Raw genomic sequence first — 14,860 nt, 5'->3', positions numbered from 1 at the left:
GGGGCCCTTCCCGTGTACGGGGGCGCCCACGCGCCGCTCAGCGCAGTTCGGCCGGCTTCGTGCGGTCCTTGTCGACCTTCTCCGTGCGCTCCAGCTCACCCCACACGATGTACCGGTACTTCGAGGTGTAGACCGGGGTGCAGGTCGTCAGCGTGATGTACCGGCCGGGCTTCTCGACGCCCGACTCCTCGGGGACCGGCTGGATCACGTCGACGTTGAACTTCGAGGTCTCGGGGAGCGTCTTGTAGACCTTGTAGACATACCAGGTGTCCTTGGTCTCGAAGACGACCGGGTCGCCGTTCCGGAGCTTGTGGATGTTGTGGAACTTCGCGCCGTGTCCGTCCCGGTGGGCGGCCAGCGTGAAGTTGCCCTCGTCGTCCCAGGGGAGTGCCGACTCCACCGGGTCCGTGTAGTAGCCCGCGATGCCGTTGTTCAGGGTCTCGGGGTCGGTGCCCTTCTTGACCAGCACCTCGCCGTTCTCCATGGCGGGCACGTGCAGGAAGCCGATGCCGTCCTTGGTGTCCAGGGCGCCCGGGCCGCCCGCCCACCGGCTGCGGACCGTGTCGCCCTGCTTGCCGGCCTCGCGGTCGGCGAGCACGTTGGTCCACCACAGGGAGTACGCGACGAACAGCGCGAGCACCAGGCCGGCGGTGATCAGCAGCTCGCCGAAGACGCCGACGGCCGTCGCGACGGGGTGGCGGCGGGGCGGGGGCGGGGACGCGGACGTGCCGGTCCGCTCGTCGTGCTCGGTCCTCGCTGTCACCGCACCGTCCCTGTCGTGAGGATGTTCAGCCGACGAGCGCGTCGGGCTTCCCCTTGCTGCGCGGCCGTTCGTCGACCATCTTGCCCCAGACGATCATCCGGTAGGTACTCGTGAATTCCGGCGTACAGGTCGTCAGCGTGAGGTACCTGCCCGGCTTCTCGAACCCGGAACCGACCGGCACCGGCTCGATCACGGAAACGTTCGACGGCGAGGTCTGCGGAAGGATGCCGGTCATCTCGTACGTGTAGTAAGCGTCCCGTGTCTCGACCACGATCGGGTCGCCGGGGGTGAGCTTGTTGACGTAGCGGAAGGGTTCGCCGTGGGTGTTGCGGTGGCCCGCCACCGCGAAGTTGCCCTGCTTGTCGGAGGGCATCGCCGTCTTGAGCTCGCCCTCGCCGTAGTGGCCGATCATCCCCCGGTCGAGGACCTTCTCCTTGTCGATGCCCTCGGCGATCGGGGCGACGACGTCCAGCTTGGGTATGTGCATGATCGCGAAGCCCTCGCCGGGCGCGAACACCCCGGGCGTGCGGTCGCCGCTGGCCCACTCGTCCTGGATCCGGCTGGTCTCCTTGCCGGCGATCTGCTCGGCCCGGACGTTGGTCCACCAGAGCTGGTAGGTGACGAACAGCAGCATCAGGACGCCCAGCGAGATGAACGTCTCGCCGACCAGCCGGCTGGCGACGACCGCCGGGCTGTCCTTCGCCGCTCGCGCCGCGCGCCGCGCCTCCAGCCGGGACGCCGGGGCCGGGGCGGCCGGGGCGCTCTGCCCGGGGGCCGGCCCCTGGCGCCGCCGGCCGCGCGCCTTGGCCGCCCGACGCCGCTCGGCGCGTCCGCCGGGGGCGGGGGGCGGGACGGCGGAAGGGGCGGAGGCGGCGGGCCCGCCCGGGACGGGGGAGAGGACTTCGGTGCGCGGCCCCGCGGCCCCCGCGTCGACGGCGCCGAAGACCTCGGTACGGGGCTCGGCGGAGAAGGCCGGAGCCGGAGCCGGAGCCCGCCCTTCGACGAGGGCCGCCGGAACCCCGGAGGGCGGGGGCGCCGCCGACGCGGACGCCACCGGAGCGTCGGCCGCTCCTCGTGCGGACGGCTCCTGGGGCCCGTACCAGTCCCGTTGGTACCCGGCGGGGTCATACCACTCGTTCGGGGCTCCCTGGGCCCCCTGAGGGCCCGGAGAGGGTACGTGTCCGGCCCCGCGCGCGGGTTCCACGGCCGGAAGGGCGCCCGTCCGGAACCACGGCGACGTGTGCCCGCCGGGCAGCGGGTCGTTGAGCGGGTCCGCGAGGCCGTCCACCGCCGCCGTGAACGCGCCGTCGGCCCCGTAACCCCCGTGCGCCCCGTGCGCGGAAGGATTCTCCGGTCCGGCGCCGTGTCCGGGGCGGCCCCCGGTCACGCGACGGCCTTGCCCACCACCGGCGCGAGTCCGGCCGACCGGGCGACGGCCCCCTGGTCCCCGCACTGCTCCAGCCAGTTGGCGAGCATCAGGTGACCGTGCTCGGTGAGCACCGACTCGGGGTGGAACTGCACCCCCTCCACCGCCCGGTCGCGGTGGCGCAGCCCCATGACGATGCCGTCCGCCGTGCGGGCGGTGACCTCCAACTCCGGCGGCAGCGCGCTGGGTTCGGCGGCGAGCGAGTGGTAGCGCGTGGCGGTGAACGGGGACGGCAGTCCGGCGAACACGCCCTTGCCCTCGTGGGTCACCGGGGACGTCTTGCCGTGCAGCAGTTCGGGGGCCCGGTCGACGACGCCGCCGTACGCGACGGCCATCGACTGCATCCCCAGGCAGACGCCGAAGACCGGAACGCCGGTCTCCGCGCAGTGGCGCACCATCTCGACGCAGACGCCGGCCTGTTCGGGCGTACCGGGGCCGGGTGACAGCAGGACGCCGTCGAAGCCGTCCTGGGCGTGGGCGGTGGTCACCTCGTCGTTGCGCAGCACCTCGCACTCGGCGCCGAGTTGGTAGAGGTACTGGACGAGGTTGAAGACGAAGCTGTCGTAGTTGTCCACCACGAGGACGCGTGCGGTCACCGGCCGGCTCCTGCTCCCTCGGCGCTCTGGCCGTCGACGGTCACATCACCGAACGGGAGCAGCGGCTCCGCCCACGGGAACACGTACTGGAACAGCACGTAGACGACCGCCAGGATCAGCACGAGCGAGATGAAGCCCCGCACCCACGCGTTGCCCGGCAGATGCCGCCAGATCCAGCCGTACATGCTGTTTCCTCCATTCGGTACCCGCACCAGACTAAAGGGCGGCGGCCCGGGCGTGGGGCAGCGGTGGAAAACCCCGGAGCGGGCGCGGCCCGGCCGGGGAGGCCCGGCGGCCGGCCATCGTGCACCGGCTGCACCGCGTCCGGACGCGCCCGGGCGACCGGCCGGTGGCCGCTGCCCCCCTTCGGCTCGCACGCGGTGAGCGTCAGGCCGTGCCCGGGGCCCTCGAAGCCGGAGCCGCGGGGCGCCGGACCGGCCGGGACGGGGCGGGGGCGCCGGAACTACCCGTCCCCCGGGTCCGGAAGATGCCGGCTCCGGCCACGTCGGCGCGGACGGCCTCCGCGGGGGCGCGGCGCGGGCTCACTGCACGGGCCGCGCGTAGTGCAGGTCCACGGTGCCCGAGTACCCGGGAAGAGTCACCGCCCGGTCCTCGTCGACCTTCCAGCCCAGCCCGTACGCCTTCACGTACAGCAGGTAGTTCTGGATGGCGGAGGACTCGTTGAGCGCCCGCTTGAGCCTGTCGGGGTCGCCGACCGCGGTGACCTTGTAGGGCGGGGAGTAGACGCGGCCCTGGAGGATCAGCGTGTTGCCCACACAGCGGACCGCGCTGGTGGAGATCAGCCTCTGGTCCATCACCTGGATCCCGCGCGCCCCGCCCTGCCAGAGGGCGTTCACCACGGCCTGGAGGTCCTGCTGGTGGATGACCAGGTCGTTGGGCTGGGGTTCGGGGTAGCCGGGGTTGGCGGTCGCGTCCGGGGGTGCGTCGTCGAGGGTCACACTCACCGATCCGCCGCTGATCTTCTCGGTGCCGGCCGCCTTCTCCAGGGCCTTCAGCTTGGCGTCCTCGGCCTCGGTGGAGCCGTCGTCGCGCTGGGCGAGGGCGTCGATGTCCGTGCGCACGGCGGCGGCCGCGTCGTTCAGGCGGCCGTTCTTCTCGCTGCGCTCCCGGATCAGGTCGGAGAGCTTGAGCAGGGAGGAGTCGCTGCGCAGGTCGGTGCCCTTGGCGGCGTTGGCGCTGGTGACGAAGATCAGCCCGGCCAGGGCGAAGACCGCAGCGGTGAGCCCCCGGGCCGCCCACACCGAGGTGCGCCGGCCCGGGCCTTGGGGGGAGTCGGCAGAATTGCTCAACGTACCCTTATCTCATCAGGCGCCGGAGAAGCACTACGCTAACGGACGCTCGGGGGAGGCGGCATTCCCCCTGGCTCCCGCCCCGGCGCCCGCCACAGATCCCTGCGCGGTCACGCAGCGCATCGACAGGAGAGTCCCTCGTGCCGAAGTCACGTATCCGCAAGAAGGCCGACTTCACGCCGCCCCCGGCGAAGCAGGCAACGGCCATAAAGCTGACCAACCGCAGCTGGGTCGCCCCGGTGATGCTGGCCCTGTTCCTCATCGGGCTGGCCTGGATCGTGGTGTTCTACGTGACCGAGGGCGATCTCCCGATCGACTCCCTGGGCAACTGGAACATCGTGGTCGGCTTCGGCTTCATCGCCGGCGGTTTCGCCGTCTCGACGCAGTGGAAGTGACACCCCTCCCCGTTCGGTGACGCCGGTGATGTCAGTGAGGTCGGTGAGGTCGGTGCCGTCGTCTCCGCGACGGTCGGCCGCTCTCCGTGTACCCGCTCGGCACCCTTCCAGGCAAGCTCTGCCCTGAGTTACCCACAGCGTTATCCACAACCGGGGGAAAAGGTCAGACGATCTGTGGATAACTTCCGCTCACGTTGACGCCGGTGCGACCGCAGCCTCCCTCGCCCCGGGGGGGCTGCCTCCCGTCGCCCAGGCGGAGAAAGCCGGATCGGCGACCGAGGAACACCTGTTCCTCCTACCGTGCACAAGATTCCGTGCACACTGTGGACAACTTCGGTGCCCCCAGGGGCGGAAAGCGACTTTTCCCGCCCGTTCCGGGCATCCGCCCGGTGGTCCACCGGTCTCCCGCGCCCCGCTCAGGTCAGCTCCATCGTGCGGGCGACGATCATTCCCGCGGCGGCCAGCAGGACGAGCGCGCACACCCCGGCCTGCACCGCCGTACGCCGCTCGCGCGGGGCGTGGACCAGGCCGACGGCGATGACGACGCCCGCCACCAGGCCGCCGATGTGCGCCTCCCAGGCGATGCCGCCCCAGCTGAAGGTGAAGAACAGGTTCAGCGCCAGCAGGACGAGCACCGGACGCATGTCGTAGTTCATCCGGCGCATCAGGACGGCGGTCGCGCCGAACAGCCCGTAGATCGCGCCGGAGGCTCCGAGCGACTGCTCGCCGGGCGGGGCGAGCAGGTAGGTCAGCGCGCTCCCGGCGAGACCGGACAGCAGGTAGAGGGCGAGATAGCGGGACCGGCCGAGCGCCGCCTCCAGCTGCCTGCCGAGCCACCAGAGGCCCAGCATGTTGAACGCGATGTGCACCACTTCCTGATGCAGGAACATCGAGGTCAGCAAGCGGTACCACTGGCCCTCGGCGACACCCGCCAAGGCCCCCGGCGGGGGCTCGCGGTCCCACGTCAGCCCGACCAGCGTCAGGTCCCCCACCAGCGCGGGACGGATCGTCACCAGGAGGAAGACGGCCAGGTTGACGCCGAGCAGGATCTTGGTGACCAGGCTCGGATCGGCGGTCACCGAACCGCCCGCCACCGTGCGCGGACGCCCGGCCGCCGGGTGGTGGCCGGCGCCCGAGCCCTGGCGTACGCAGTCGGGGCACTGGAAGCCGACCGATGCGCTGACCATGCACTCGGGACAGATCGGCCGCCCGCAGCGCGTACAGCTGACACCCGTCTCGCGGTCGGGATGGCGGTAGCAGGACGGCGTCGGCGCACCGCTCCCCGAGGCGCCGCGATCCGCCGGCGGCTGCTGGTCCATCAGTCCCGACCTGCCTCTCGATACTCGTCGCCCGGATGACGGGGACAGCTCCGCCCCGGCGGCCCGCCCCTTCTCGGTACGGACGGGCGGGGCGGTTGGTTCCCCGACCGCTTCCCCCCGAAGGACGCCCCCACACTCCCGGGAGCCGCCGGTCCGCCCGGCGCGCGTATCGGGTGCGCGCGTGTCCCCTCCGCTCAGCGGGTCTCGATGACCACGGACTCGATCACCACGTCCTGCAGCGGGCGGTGGGTGCGCGGGTTGGTCGGGACGGCCGCGATGGCGTCGACGACCTTGCGGCCCGCCTCGTCCGCCACCTCGCCGAAGATGGTGTGCTTGCCGGTCAGCCAGGCGGTGGGGGACACGGTCAGGAAGAACTGCGAGCCGTTGGTCCCCGGCCCCGCGTTCGCCATGGCCAGCAGGTACGGCTTGGTGAAGCCCAGCTCGGGGTGGAACTCGTCGGCGAACCGGTAGCCGGGGCCGCCCGTGCCGTTGCCCAGCGGATCGCCGCCCTGGATCATGAAACCGCTGATCACCCGGTGGAAGACGGTGCCGTCGTACAGCGGGTCCGTGGTCTTCTCGCCGGTCTCCGGGTTGGTCCACTCGCGCTGCCCGGTGGCCAGCTCGACGAAGTTCCTGACCGTCTTGGGGGCGTGGTTCGGCAGCAGCCGGATCGCGATGTCGCCCTGGTTGGTCTTCACGGTGGCGTAAAGCTGCTCGGCCACGATCTGCCTTCCCTCGTCCTTCACCTGCCGCCACATCCCGCGCCGACGTCCTCCGATCCTCCCACGGACCGGGAAACGTACGGCCGGATGGCGAGCGAAGCGGCGCGTCCACCACCGAACCATGGCATTGTCGTCGGCACACTCCACATGAACCGTTTCGGCCACATGAACCGTTTCGACCATATGAGCGGTTTCACCTGCGTGAACCGTTCCGGCCTCACATGAGGATCATGACCCGGATGCCCGCCCCGCATGCCGGGCATGGCCGCAACAGGCATGATTTCGAACTGGGCGGACAGGCGGAGTACCTACCCGCCACCAAGGAGGAGGATCTCGTGACCCGCATCGACAGCGTGCGCGCCGCAACCGACTCGGCGAAGGACAGCGCGCAGCACGCCGCGGAAGTGGTGGCGCCCTATGCCGACACGGCCAAGGAACAGGCGGCCCACCTCGCGCACGAAGCGCGTGCTCTGCTCGCGCCCAAGGTGACGAAGGCGGCCAAGCAGGCCCGCGTCCAGTACGCGTCGCATCTCGCGCCCCGTATCGAGCAGGCCCGTACGCACGTGCCGCCCCGCGTCGACGAGGCCGCGCAGCGCGCCGCGGCCTCCACCCGCAGGGCCGCCCGGAGCGCCGCCGACTACACCGCGCCGCGGGTGGAGCAGGCCCGTGCGGCGGCCCTGCCCGTCGCCGAACAGGCCTCCGCCCGCGGGGCCGCCGCCCTGGCCGCGCTGCGCACCCAGGTGACGGCCAAGGAGATCCAGAAGCTCGCCAGGAAGCACCAGCGGCGGGCCAGGGCGGGCCGGGCCGCGAAGGGCTTCCTGGTGCTGGGCGTCCTGGCCGGCGGCGCGTACGCCGCCTGGCGCTGGTGGGACAAGCAGGCCAACCCGGACTGGCTGGTCGAGCCGCCCGTCGCCACCGAGACGGGCGACGAGCGCTCGCCGCTCAGCTCGGTGGACGGCAGCGACCGGGCCGACCTGGACCCGGAGGTCAAGGCCAAGCAGGCCGAGGCCGAAGCGGGCGAGGACGACACCCCGGGCCTCGACGACCGGCCCTGAGCCGGGCGGAGGGCCTTCGGGAAGAACGGGAACGCGGCTGCGGTGACCGCCGGACGGTCACCGCAGCCGCGTTCCCCGTGTTCTCCCGAAAGAACGGCTGCCGGCTACCGGCTCACCGCGAAGCGCATGAGGGCGTGCTCGTCGCCCTGCTTGATCTTCCCGGTCTCGTTGATCACCTGGAGCTTCCACCCCGAGCCCTGCCGGATCGCCTTGGCCACCGCGACGCCGTTGTCCTGGGTGAGCATGCTCGGCCAGATGTCGGCGACCTGCTGGCTGCTGCCGCCCGTCGCGTCGTACACCTTGAAGCTGATGTTGCGCGCGTTGCTGAACGAGCTGCGCTTCTTGTACGCGGCGGCGACGAAGACGATCGACGTGATGTTCGGGGGAATCCTGGCGAACTCGACGGTCACCGTCTCGTCGTCACCGTCCCCGTGGCCGGTCTGGTTGTCCCCGCTGTGCACCAGCGACCCGTTGCCCAGAGGGTCCAGGGAGTCCAGGCCGGCGAGCCGCACCGGGTCCCCGCCCTGCATCGCGATGGCGATCAGGTCGAGGTCCGTGCCGGCCTTCTGCCGGATCTTCCCCATCAGGCCGCCGCTGCTCCCGACGGTCGGGTCCCACGAGGCCCCGATGCTCAGGTGCGTCACCCCGTCCAGGTCCGCGGGCCCGTCTTCCTTCGTCAACGTGATCATGGCTGAGTCCTTAATGGCTCGACTGCTTGTGCAGAAAGTGTGCCTGGTACCCCCGGCACTCGTTTCCGGCAGGGAGGGGGAGACCGCCGGGGGCGGAAGCGGAACACCGTGCGAAGGCCCCGGAACACGGTCGGCGGCCCCCTCGCGGCCCCGGCCGGCAGACCCGCCCGCACAACGGTCCGCAGCCCCGGCCCCCGCCGGGGACCGCATGACGAAAAAAAGACCCCCCTGACCACGTTTCCGCAGGTCAAGGGGGTCTTCATGCGGTGGAGCCTAGGAGATTCGAACTCCTGACATCTGCCTTGCAAAGGCAGCGCTCTACCAACTGAGCTAAGGCCCCGGGCCACTACGCACGAGGGTAACGCCCAGCACGTCCGCGCCAGGGCCACCGTCGCGCACCAGAGTACCGGGTGACCCCCGTAATCCTGCAAAAGGATAGGGACTCCCGGTGGACGACCACGCTCCGTAAGATGCTCGCAAGGTTCGCAGCAGCGAAGCCGCAGGGATGGGGAGACGCCATGGACACAGCGCAGCAAGAGGCGACGGCAAGAGCCAGAGAACTTCAACGCAGTTGGTACGGGGAGCCGTTGGGGGCGCTCTTCCGTCGACTGATAGATGATCTCGGCCTGAACCAGGCCCGGTTGGCGGCCGTGCTCGGGCTCTCGGCCCCGATGCTCTCGCAGTTGATGAGCGGCCAGCGCGCCAAGATCGGCAACCCCGCGGTGGTCCAGCGCGTCCAGGCCCTCCAGGAGCTGGCCGGCCAGGTGGCCGACGGCAGCGTCAGCGCCGGCGAGGCCACCGACCGCATGGAGGAGATCAAGAAGTCGCAGGGCGGGTCCGTCCTCATCCCCTCGGGCCAGACCGCCTCCTCCGGCGGCGCTCCCACCGTCCGCCGGGTGGTGCGCGAGATCCAGTCCCTGCTGCGGTCGGTCGCGGCGGCCGGCGACATCATCGACGCCGCGGACGCCCTCGCGCCCACCCACCCGGAGCTGGCAGAGTTCCTCAAGGTGTACGGCGCGGGGCGCACCGCGGACGCGGTCGCGCACTACGAAGGGCACCAGAGCTAGGGCGTCCCGCCGGAGCGGGGCGTTCCGTTCGGACCGGGCCCCCTGGGTCCGGCGTGAACCGAACGGCAGGCCCGAGGGCCCTTCGCGGGAATCGGGCCGCAGGACGGAACCAGGGCACGCGCGCCGCGCAGCGCCCTGGTGCCGCCGGACCACGGGGGCCGGACACGGCCCGCGGCAGAAGCCGCGGGGCCACGGGAACGGGGAGCGGGCGCAGCGCAATGGGTGAGGTCTTCGCCGGTCGGTACGAACTGATCGATCCGATCGGACGGGGCGGGGTCGGCGCCGTCTGGCGCGCCTGGGACCACCGCCGCCGCAGGTACGTCGCCGCCAAGGTGCTCCAGCAGAGCGACGCGCGCACGCTGCTGCGCTTCGTCCGCGAGCAGGCCCTGCGGATCGAGCACCCGCATGTGCTGGCCCCGGCCAGCTGGGCCGCCGACGACGACAAGGTCCTGTTCACCATGGATCTGATCGGCGGCGGCTCGCTCGCCCATCTCATCGGCGACTACGGCCCGTTGCCGCCGCGCTTCGTCTGCCTGCTGCTGGACCAGTTGCTCTCGGGCCTCTCCACGGTGCACGCCGAAGGGGTGGTGCACCGGGACATCAAGCCGGCCAACATCCTTCTGGAGGCCACCGGGACGGGCCGCCCGCACCTGCGCCTCTCCGACTTCGGCATCGCGATGCGCAAGGGCGAGCCCCGGCTGACCGAGACCGACTACGTGGTCGGCACCCCCGGTTACTTCGCCCCCGAGCAGTTGATGGGCGCCGAGCCCGACTTCCCGGCGGACCTCTTCGCGGTCGGCCTGGTCGCGCTCTACCTCCTCCAGGGCAAGAAGCCCGACGCCCAGGCGCTGGTGGAGCACTTCGCCGAGCACGGCACGCCGAGCGCCCCCGGCACCATCCCCGAGCCTCTGTGGCAGGTGCTCGCCGGCCTGCTCCAGCCCGACCCGCACGTCCGGTTCCGCACCGCGACGGGCGCGCGCAAGGCGCTGGCCGCGGCGGTCGAGATGCTGCCCGAACCCGGCCCGGGCGACGAGCCGGTGGAGGTGTTCGACCAGATCGGACCGCTGCCGGCGGGGTTCGGGCCCGACGGGCCGCCCACCGCCCCCCGGCGTTCCTCGGACTCCGGGGCCGGCGCTCCGGGCCCGGAGGCCGCCGGGGCGGCACCGCAGAGCGTTCCCCGGCCGACCGGCCCGCAGCCCGCCTCCCCGCCCCCCGTCTCGATGTCGGAGACGGGCAGCTTCCACCTCGCGCCCCCTCCGCAGCGGCCCCGCCCGCAGGCCGGTCCGGAGCACCGGCCGGACCCGCAGACCGGTTCGGAGCACCGGCCGGCCCCGCACGGCCGACAGGACCAGCCGGGCCCGCACCAGGGCCCGCCCGCCTCGTACGCCGCGCACGCGCCCTCCCCGTACGCGACGGAAGCACCGCCCCCGTACGCCGTCGGCGCCCCGGACGCCTCCCGGGCGCCGGCCTCCGGCGTACCGCGCGACCTCGCCGCCACCCGCGCCTATACGGCCCAGCAGCACCAACAGCCCCCGCCGCACCAGTCCTTCCCCCCGGCGCCCGGCGCGCCCGTGCAGCACGCCACGCCCCCCGCGCCTGAACGGCGCACGCTTCCGGGACCGACCCCGAAGGCGGCGGCCTGGGTGCTGCTGGCGGCACTGATCTGCTTCGCGGTCGGTGTCTGGGCCCTGGCCCAGATCTGACGGCCGGCCCGCCGGACACCGGCGGCAGCCGGTACGGCGGGCCCGCCGCGTGCGGCTACCGGCCCCGCGGCGCTCCGGGGCCCGGTGCACCGGGCGTACCGGAGGGGGCCGGGGCGGCAGCGCGGCGGCGGGCCAGCAGCGTCCAGACGCCCAGCCCGAGCACCAGCACGGTCCCCGTGCCGATCCCCGCCGCGGCGACCACCTTCATCGGACCGCTCTTCGCGGCCTGCTCGGCGTTCTGCCCCTTCCGGGCCACCTCGCGGTCCTGGTCGGTGACGCCGAAGACCCCGGCGTCGCCTTCGTACGGGGACTCCCCGGCCCTGTTCTTCACCTGGACCGACAGCTCGTACGGGATCGGCGCGGCGCCGTAGGACGCCTTCAGCTTCGGGCTGAGGGAGACCGCCAGGTAGTACCAGCCCGCGAAGCGCATGGCGCTGACCTGGGTCGAGGAGTCGTACCGGTTGCGGTAGGCCACCGGAGGCAGCGGCCTCAGGGAGGCGGAGGCGGGCCCTCCCGAGTAGGAGAGGGAGGCCTCGGAGACGAACCCCTGGGCGGGGTTGGCCAGCGACAGCGTCAGCGCGCTGCCCACGAACTCCGTCGCCGTTCCCGTGCTGTTGGAGAGCCCCGCGGTGGCGTGGATCTGCTGGCCCCAGCCCACCGGCACCCGGTAGAAGCGGGTCTGCCCCGGGGCGACCGTGTCCTGCCAGCGGCCGTTCTCCAGGCTGGTGGCCTCGGAGTACCCGGAGCCGCCGGGCCGCTTCCGCTGCTTGCCGGCCAGGGGCTGCGGCGTGGCCGACGGCCAGCTCTCGGGGGCCTCCGTCGGCATGGCGGAGGCGTTCTTCAGCCGTGGTTCCTTGAGGAAGCGCAGCTCCAGGTCCCACGCCCGGGTGTCGGAGGCGTCCTTGGTCTCGCGCTCGACGAGGACGTCGTACTGACCGCTCTCCTGGCAGGAGGCGGCGCCTTCCTCGATCGTCCGGTAGGCGTACGCGGTGACGGGGCGGGCGTACTCCCCCGAGCCGAAGACCGCCCGCTCCGAGCCGCACCGGGTGTCGTCGGTCTCCCGGAGGCTGACCTCGATGCCGTCGCCGTAAGCGACCGGGCCGCTGCCGCCGGGCACCGCGACCGCCGAGACATAGGCGTTGGAGACGTCGTCCAGCGCGACCCGGTAGTACAGCTTCTCGCCCGGCCGGATGGTGCTGCGGTACGGAACGCCCTCGTCCAGCTCGGACGCCTCGACGTTCGCCGTGGCCCCCTGCACCTTCTTCGCGTCGGGATCGAACGCGTACACCCCGGGGTCCGCCGCGTGCACCCGGCCCGGCAGCACCGCCACCGCGCACATCGCCGCGAGTGCCGCGGCCGCCACCCGGCCCCTGTTGCGCTGCCTCTTCACGCGCTTCCCCTCGTCGTCCTCACGCGTCGGCGCCGTCGGCCCGCCCGGCCGCGGCCGGTCCATCCTGCCCCGCCCGCCCCACCGCTGTCTTCGGCCGTCCCCGGATCGCCCCGTTCGTCCGCGTCGCCGGCCCGCCCGCACCGCACCGACACCCCGGCTGACGGCCATTCACGTAAGCAAGCCATGGGTTCGCTTACGTGAATTCTCGGGTCCGGCCCCCGCCGCACGCGTCCCCCACCGCACGTCCCGGCCCCCGACCAGGGCCCGGACAGCACGAAGCCCCGGCCGCTCAGCGACCGGGGCCCGTATCAGACTGTGCCGTCTCACACACCCGAACCCGCGGGCACGGAGTCGGTCGCTTCCGTCCACAGATCCTGCTCGGCGCGATCCGCCTGGATCTGGCGGTACACGAGGAGCCCGCCGATGGCGGCCAGTGCGACCAGGAGAAGCTTCTTCACCGCGCTACCTCGTCTTTCCTTGGTTTTGGGGCCTTCCGCCGCCGACTATACACACCGGCCGATACCGATCGGTGACCTGCCCGCGACCGCGGAGCGAGCCCTCTTCGATGCCCGGCACGCCTCCTCGGCACCCCTTTCGGGACCCCGCGAGAGGCTGTCGCCTCCGGTTGCACCATACGAGTGGTGTTCATCCGAAGATCGGTGCAGTGCGGGGGTCGGTCCTCGTATTCGCGGCTCGGTTCCCCATGATCGGAGAAGTCAGCAACCGGACCGTCCGAAAGCGAGGGGCCATGAGCACCTTCCAGCCCAAGAACATCTGGACCGCCTTCGTCACCGCCTTCTTCGCCCTCCTGGCGTCGCTGGGCCTCGCCACCGCCGCGGCGAGCACCGCGAACGCCACGAACGCCGCCCTGCCGCCGAGCGCCACGACCCACGAGCACACGGCAGCCACCGCCGCAACACCGTACGCCCCCTCGGTCCGATGGACCCTTCCGCGTGACCGCGCCCTTCCGCCCACGATGAAGCAGCGCATCCGGGCCGAGGCCCACGGCTCCTCCCCGGCCACCCGCCACCTGGCGGTCGACCCCGCGGAGACCGCCCACAGCACCGGACAGTCCGGCTCCCACCCCACAGCCCCGGAAGGCGACTCCCCGGCGCCACCTCCCTGATCCCGGCGCCGCCGCACCCCGGGGCCCCTGGTCCGGTTCACACCGGCCGGGGGCCTTTCGCATGCCCGGAACCGGCCGGTGGTCCGGGGACCCTTCCGTCCCCCGGGCATGACCGCCCCGCGGAACGGGCTGCGAGGATGCCGCACACGCGGTCGGCCGCGTGGGCGACGGGGCGTGATGAGTGGGGGCGCCGCATGGCGGCGTTGGGTTTCTTCTTCATCCTCCTGCCGTGCCTGGCCATCGTGAGCTTCACCTGCTTCGCCGCCTGCCGGGCCCAACGGCACGGGATCTTCAAGGCCCTTGCGTACGTGTTCCTGTCAGCCGGCCTCGTCTGCGGGCTGACCCCGGTAGGCATGGTGATCCGGGCGGCCACGCTGTGACCCCCCACCCGCTGCCCCGGCAGAACACCGGAACACGCAGAAGGCCCCCACCGTCTCCGGTGGGGGCCTTCGTGTCCGGTGGGGCTAACAGGATTTGAACCTGTGGCCTCATCCTTATCAGGGATGCGCTCTAACCAACTGAGCTATAGCCCCGCCGCGCTGTACTGCTCCGCGCTGACCTCTGAAGATTAGCGCACGTCGGGGCCAGTCCCAAAATCGATACCCGGCGCCCTACTCGTCCTCGGCCAGCGTGAGCTCGACGCCGCCCACGAAGCCCGCCGAGAGGTTGTAGATGAAGGCGCCCAGCGTCGCCAGCGCGGTGGCCAGCACCACGTCGATCACGGCGATGACCGAGGTGAAGACGAGCACGCGCGGCAGCGACAGGAACGACTGCAGATCGAAGCCGTTGCTCTCGTTCGAGCCGGTGGCCTCGCTGATCGTGCCGCCGACCGTCTCGAAGACGCCCATCGCGTCCATGACCATCCACAGCACCGCCGCCGCCACCACCGTGCAGATGCCCAGGGCGATCGACAGCAGGAAGCTGACCTTCATCACCGACCACGGGTCGGCCTTGGCCACCCGCAGACGGGCCTTGCGGGTACGCGGAGTGGTCCGCGCCCCCGTGCGCGGCTTGCGCGTCGCCTGAGCGCCGCCCACGCCCTGCGCGCCCCCCAGAGTGCCGCCGCCCTGGCCGGCCCGCTGCTGGCCGCCCTGCGTGCCGCCGCCGGGCGCCTGGTACGCCTGGGGCGGGTGGTACGGCCCCGAAGGCCCCGGTGCGGGCTCACGCTCGCCGGGCAGCGGCCCGGTCGCGTAACCCTCGTACTGGGGCTGAGACCCTCGTGTGTCCGTCACAGTGCCCCCTTGGGAGTCCGTGGCAGGGCCACGGGCACCGTTCGCTCCTGCTCCGGAAGCGGCCGAA

At 72.2% G+C, this 14,860-nt stretch carries 17 protein-coding genes and 2 tRNA genes; 6 read left to right on the top strand and 13 right to left on the bottom strand.

Annotation, left to right across the window (positions count from 1 at the left end; all coding sequences use genetic code 11):
* Positions 1-37 precede the first annotated feature (37 nt).
* From AMK24_RS12985 to AMK24_RS12965, 5 genes are all read right to left on the bottom strand, one after another.
* Positions 38-763: a class E sortase gene (locus AMK24_RS12985; protein WP_073768246.1), complete on the bottom strand. Its 726-nt coding sequence runs from the start codon at positions 761-763 to the stop codon at positions 38-40.
* 25 nt (positions 764-788) lie between these two features.
* Positions 789-2,150, bottom strand: a complete 1,362-nt coding sequence (locus AMK24_RS12980; protein ID WP_073768245.1) for a class E sortase — start codon at positions 2,148-2,150, stop codon at positions 789-791.
* Positions 2,147-2,785 (bottom strand): aminodeoxychorismate/anthranilate synthase component II, encoded by a 639-nt coding sequence (locus AMK24_RS12975; RefSeq protein WP_073768243.1) that lies wholly within the window; start codon positions 2,783-2,785, stop codon positions 2,147-2,149. The genes AMK24_RS12980 and AMK24_RS12975 overlap by 4 nt, the downstream gene beginning before the upstream one ends.
* A complete protein-coding gene (locus tag AMK24_RS12970) occupies positions 2,782-2,970 on the bottom strand; it encodes a hypothetical protein (RefSeq protein WP_073768240.1) in 189 nt (62 codons plus the stop codon). The genes AMK24_RS12975 and AMK24_RS12970 overlap by 4 nt, the downstream gene beginning before the upstream one ends.
* A gap of 357 nt (positions 2,971-3,327) precedes the next feature.
* The gene (locus AMK24_RS12965; protein ID WP_242435135.1) at positions 3,328-4,095 is read right to left on the bottom strand and encodes a DUF881 domain-containing protein; all 768 of its coding nucleotides are present in this window, start codon (positions 4,093-4,095) and stop codon (positions 3,328-3,330) included.
* Positions 4,096-4,235: 140 nt separating this feature from the next.
* On the opposite strand from AMK24_RS12965, the gene crgA reads away from it, so the two are divergent.
* A complete protein-coding gene (gene crgA / locus AMK24_RS12960) occupies positions 4,236-4,490 on the top strand; it encodes a cell division protein CrgA (protein ID WP_073768234.1) in 255 nt (84 codons plus the stop codon).
* Between the two features lie 416 nt (positions 4,491-4,906).
* Here the strand turns inward: crgA and AMK24_RS12955 are convergent, their stop codons facing one another.
* Together AMK24_RS12955 and AMK24_RS12950 are read right to left on the bottom strand one after the other, a co-directional pair.
* Positions 4,907-5,809, bottom strand: coding sequence for a rhomboid family intramembrane serine protease (locus tag AMK24_RS12955; RefSeq protein ID WP_073768231.1), 903 nt, complete (start codon positions 5,807-5,809; stop codon positions 4,907-4,909).
* Positions 5,810-6,003: 194 nt separating this feature from the next.
* Positions 6,004-6,531 carry a peptidylprolyl isomerase gene (locus AMK24_RS12950; protein WP_073768896.1) on the bottom strand — a complete coding sequence of 176 codons (528 nt, stop codon included), beginning with the start codon at positions 6,529-6,531 and terminating at the stop codon, positions 6,004-6,006.
* Positions 6,532-6,866: 335 nt separating this feature from the next.
* On the opposite strand from AMK24_RS12950, the gene AMK24_RS12945 reads away from it, so the two are divergent.
* The gene (locus tag AMK24_RS12945; RefSeq protein WP_073768894.1) at positions 6,867-7,586 is read left to right on the top strand and encodes a DUF5324 family protein; all 720 of its coding nucleotides are present in this window, start codon (positions 6,867-6,869) and stop codon (positions 7,584-7,586) included.
* A 104-nt stretch (positions 7,587-7,690) separates the two neighbouring features.
* On the opposite strand, the gene AMK24_RS12940 is transcribed toward AMK24_RS12945, so the two are convergent.
* Positions 7,691-8,275 (bottom strand): TerD family protein, encoded by a 585-nt coding sequence (locus AMK24_RS12940; RefSeq protein ID WP_073768229.1) that lies wholly within the window; start codon positions 8,273-8,275, stop codon positions 7,691-7,693.
* A 267-nt stretch (positions 8,276-8,542) separates the two neighbouring features.
* Positions 8,543-8,615, bottom strand: a tRNA-Ala gene (locus AMK24_RS12935).
* 178 nt (positions 8,616-8,793) lie between these two features.
* Between AMK24_RS12935 and AMK24_RS12930 the strand changes: the two genes are divergently transcribed.
* On the top strand, positions 8,794-9,342 hold the full coding sequence (locus AMK24_RS12930) for a helix-turn-helix domain-containing protein (protein WP_073768227.1): 549 nt from the start codon (positions 8,794-8,796) through the stop codon (positions 9,340-9,342).
* A gap of 218 nt (positions 9,343-9,560) precedes the next feature.
* The gene (locus AMK24_RS12925; protein WP_073768225.1) at positions 9,561-11,045 is read left to right on the top strand and encodes a serine/threonine protein kinase; all 1,485 of its coding nucleotides are present in this window, start codon (positions 9,561-9,563) and stop codon (positions 11,043-11,045) included.
* A gap of 55 nt (positions 11,046-11,100) precedes the next feature.
* Here the strand turns inward: AMK24_RS12925 and AMK24_RS12920 are convergent, their stop codons facing one another.
* A complete protein-coding gene (locus AMK24_RS12920; RefSeq protein ID WP_073768892.1) occupies positions 11,101-12,435 on the bottom strand; it encodes a hypothetical protein in 1,335 nt (444 codons plus the stop codon).
* Positions 12,436-12,758: 323 nt separating this feature from the next.
* On the bottom strand, positions 12,759-12,893 hold the full coding sequence (locus tag AMK24_RS34725; RefSeq protein WP_003958712.1) for a DLW-39 family protein: 135 nt from the start codon (positions 12,891-12,893) through the stop codon (positions 12,759-12,761).
* Positions 12,894-13,183: 290 nt separating this feature from the next.
* Here AMK24_RS34725 and AMK24_RS12910 point away from each other — a divergent pair, with 290 nt between their 5' ends.
* Both AMK24_RS12910 and AMK24_RS12905 read left to right on the top strand, forming a co-directional pair.
* Positions 13,184-13,561 carry a DUF6344 domain-containing protein gene (locus tag AMK24_RS12910; protein ID WP_073768223.1) on the top strand — a complete coding sequence of 126 codons (378 nt, stop codon included), beginning with the start codon at positions 13,184-13,186 and terminating at the stop codon, positions 13,559-13,561.
* 194 nt (positions 13,562-13,755) lie between these two features.
* Complete coding sequence (locus tag AMK24_RS12905) at positions 13,756-13,941, top strand: hypothetical protein (protein ID WP_242435134.1); 186 nt, start codon at positions 13,756-13,758, stop codon at positions 13,939-13,941.
* A 79-nt stretch (positions 13,942-14,020) separates the two neighbouring features.
* Here AMK24_RS12905 and AMK24_RS12900 read toward each other — a convergent pair.
* Together AMK24_RS12900 and AMK24_RS12895 are read right to left on the bottom strand one after the other, a co-directional pair.
* Positions 14,021-14,094, bottom strand: a tRNA-Ile gene (locus tag AMK24_RS12900).
* Positions 14,095-14,172: 78 nt separating this feature from the next.
* Positions 14,173-14,793, bottom strand: a complete 621-nt coding sequence (locus tag AMK24_RS12895; RefSeq protein ID WP_073768219.1) for a DUF3566 domain-containing protein — start codon at positions 14,791-14,793, stop codon at positions 14,173-14,175.
* Positions 14,794-14,860: the final 67 nt, after the last annotated feature.

The sequence above is a fragment of the Streptomyces sp. CB02366 genome (genome assembly GCF_001905905.1).
In the GTDB taxonomy this organism is placed as follows: domain Bacteria; phylum Actinomycetota; class Actinomycetes; order Streptomycetales; family Streptomycetaceae; genus Streptomyces.
Note: the sequence above shows the minus strand (reverse complement) of the source record. Positions and strands in the feature narration are given on the sequence as shown.

Excerpts from the sequence above, each read along its gene's own strand:
- AMK24_RS12955 (WP_073768231.1), bottom strand. The coding sequence starts at position 5,809 with ATGGACCAGCAGCCGCCGGCGGATCGCGGCGCCTCGGGGAGCGGTGCG.
- AMK24_RS12910 (WP_073768223.1), top strand. The coding sequence starts at position 13,184 with ATGAGCACCTTCCAGCCCAAGAACATCTGGACCGCCTTCGTCACCGCC.
- AMK24_RS12930 (WP_073768227.1), top strand. The coding sequence starts at position 8,794 with ATGGACACAGCGCAGCAAGAGGCGACGGCAAGAGCCAGAGAACTTCAA.
- AMK24_RS12940 (WP_073768229.1), bottom strand. The coding sequence starts at position 8,275 with ATGATCACGTTGACGAAGGAAGACGGGCCCGCGGACCTGGACGGGGTG.
- AMK24_RS12925 (WP_073768225.1), top strand. The coding sequence starts at position 9,561 with ATGGGTGAGGTCTTCGCCGGTCGGTACGAACTGATCGATCCGATCGGA.
- AMK24_RS12905 (WP_242435134.1), top strand. The coding sequence starts at position 13,756 with ATGGCGGCGTTGGGTTTCTTCTTCATCCTCCTGCCGTGCCTGGCCATC.
- AMK24_RS12970 (WP_073768240.1), bottom strand. The coding sequence starts at position 2,970 with ATGTACGGCTGGATCTGGCGGCATCTGCCGGGCAACGCGTGGGTGCGG.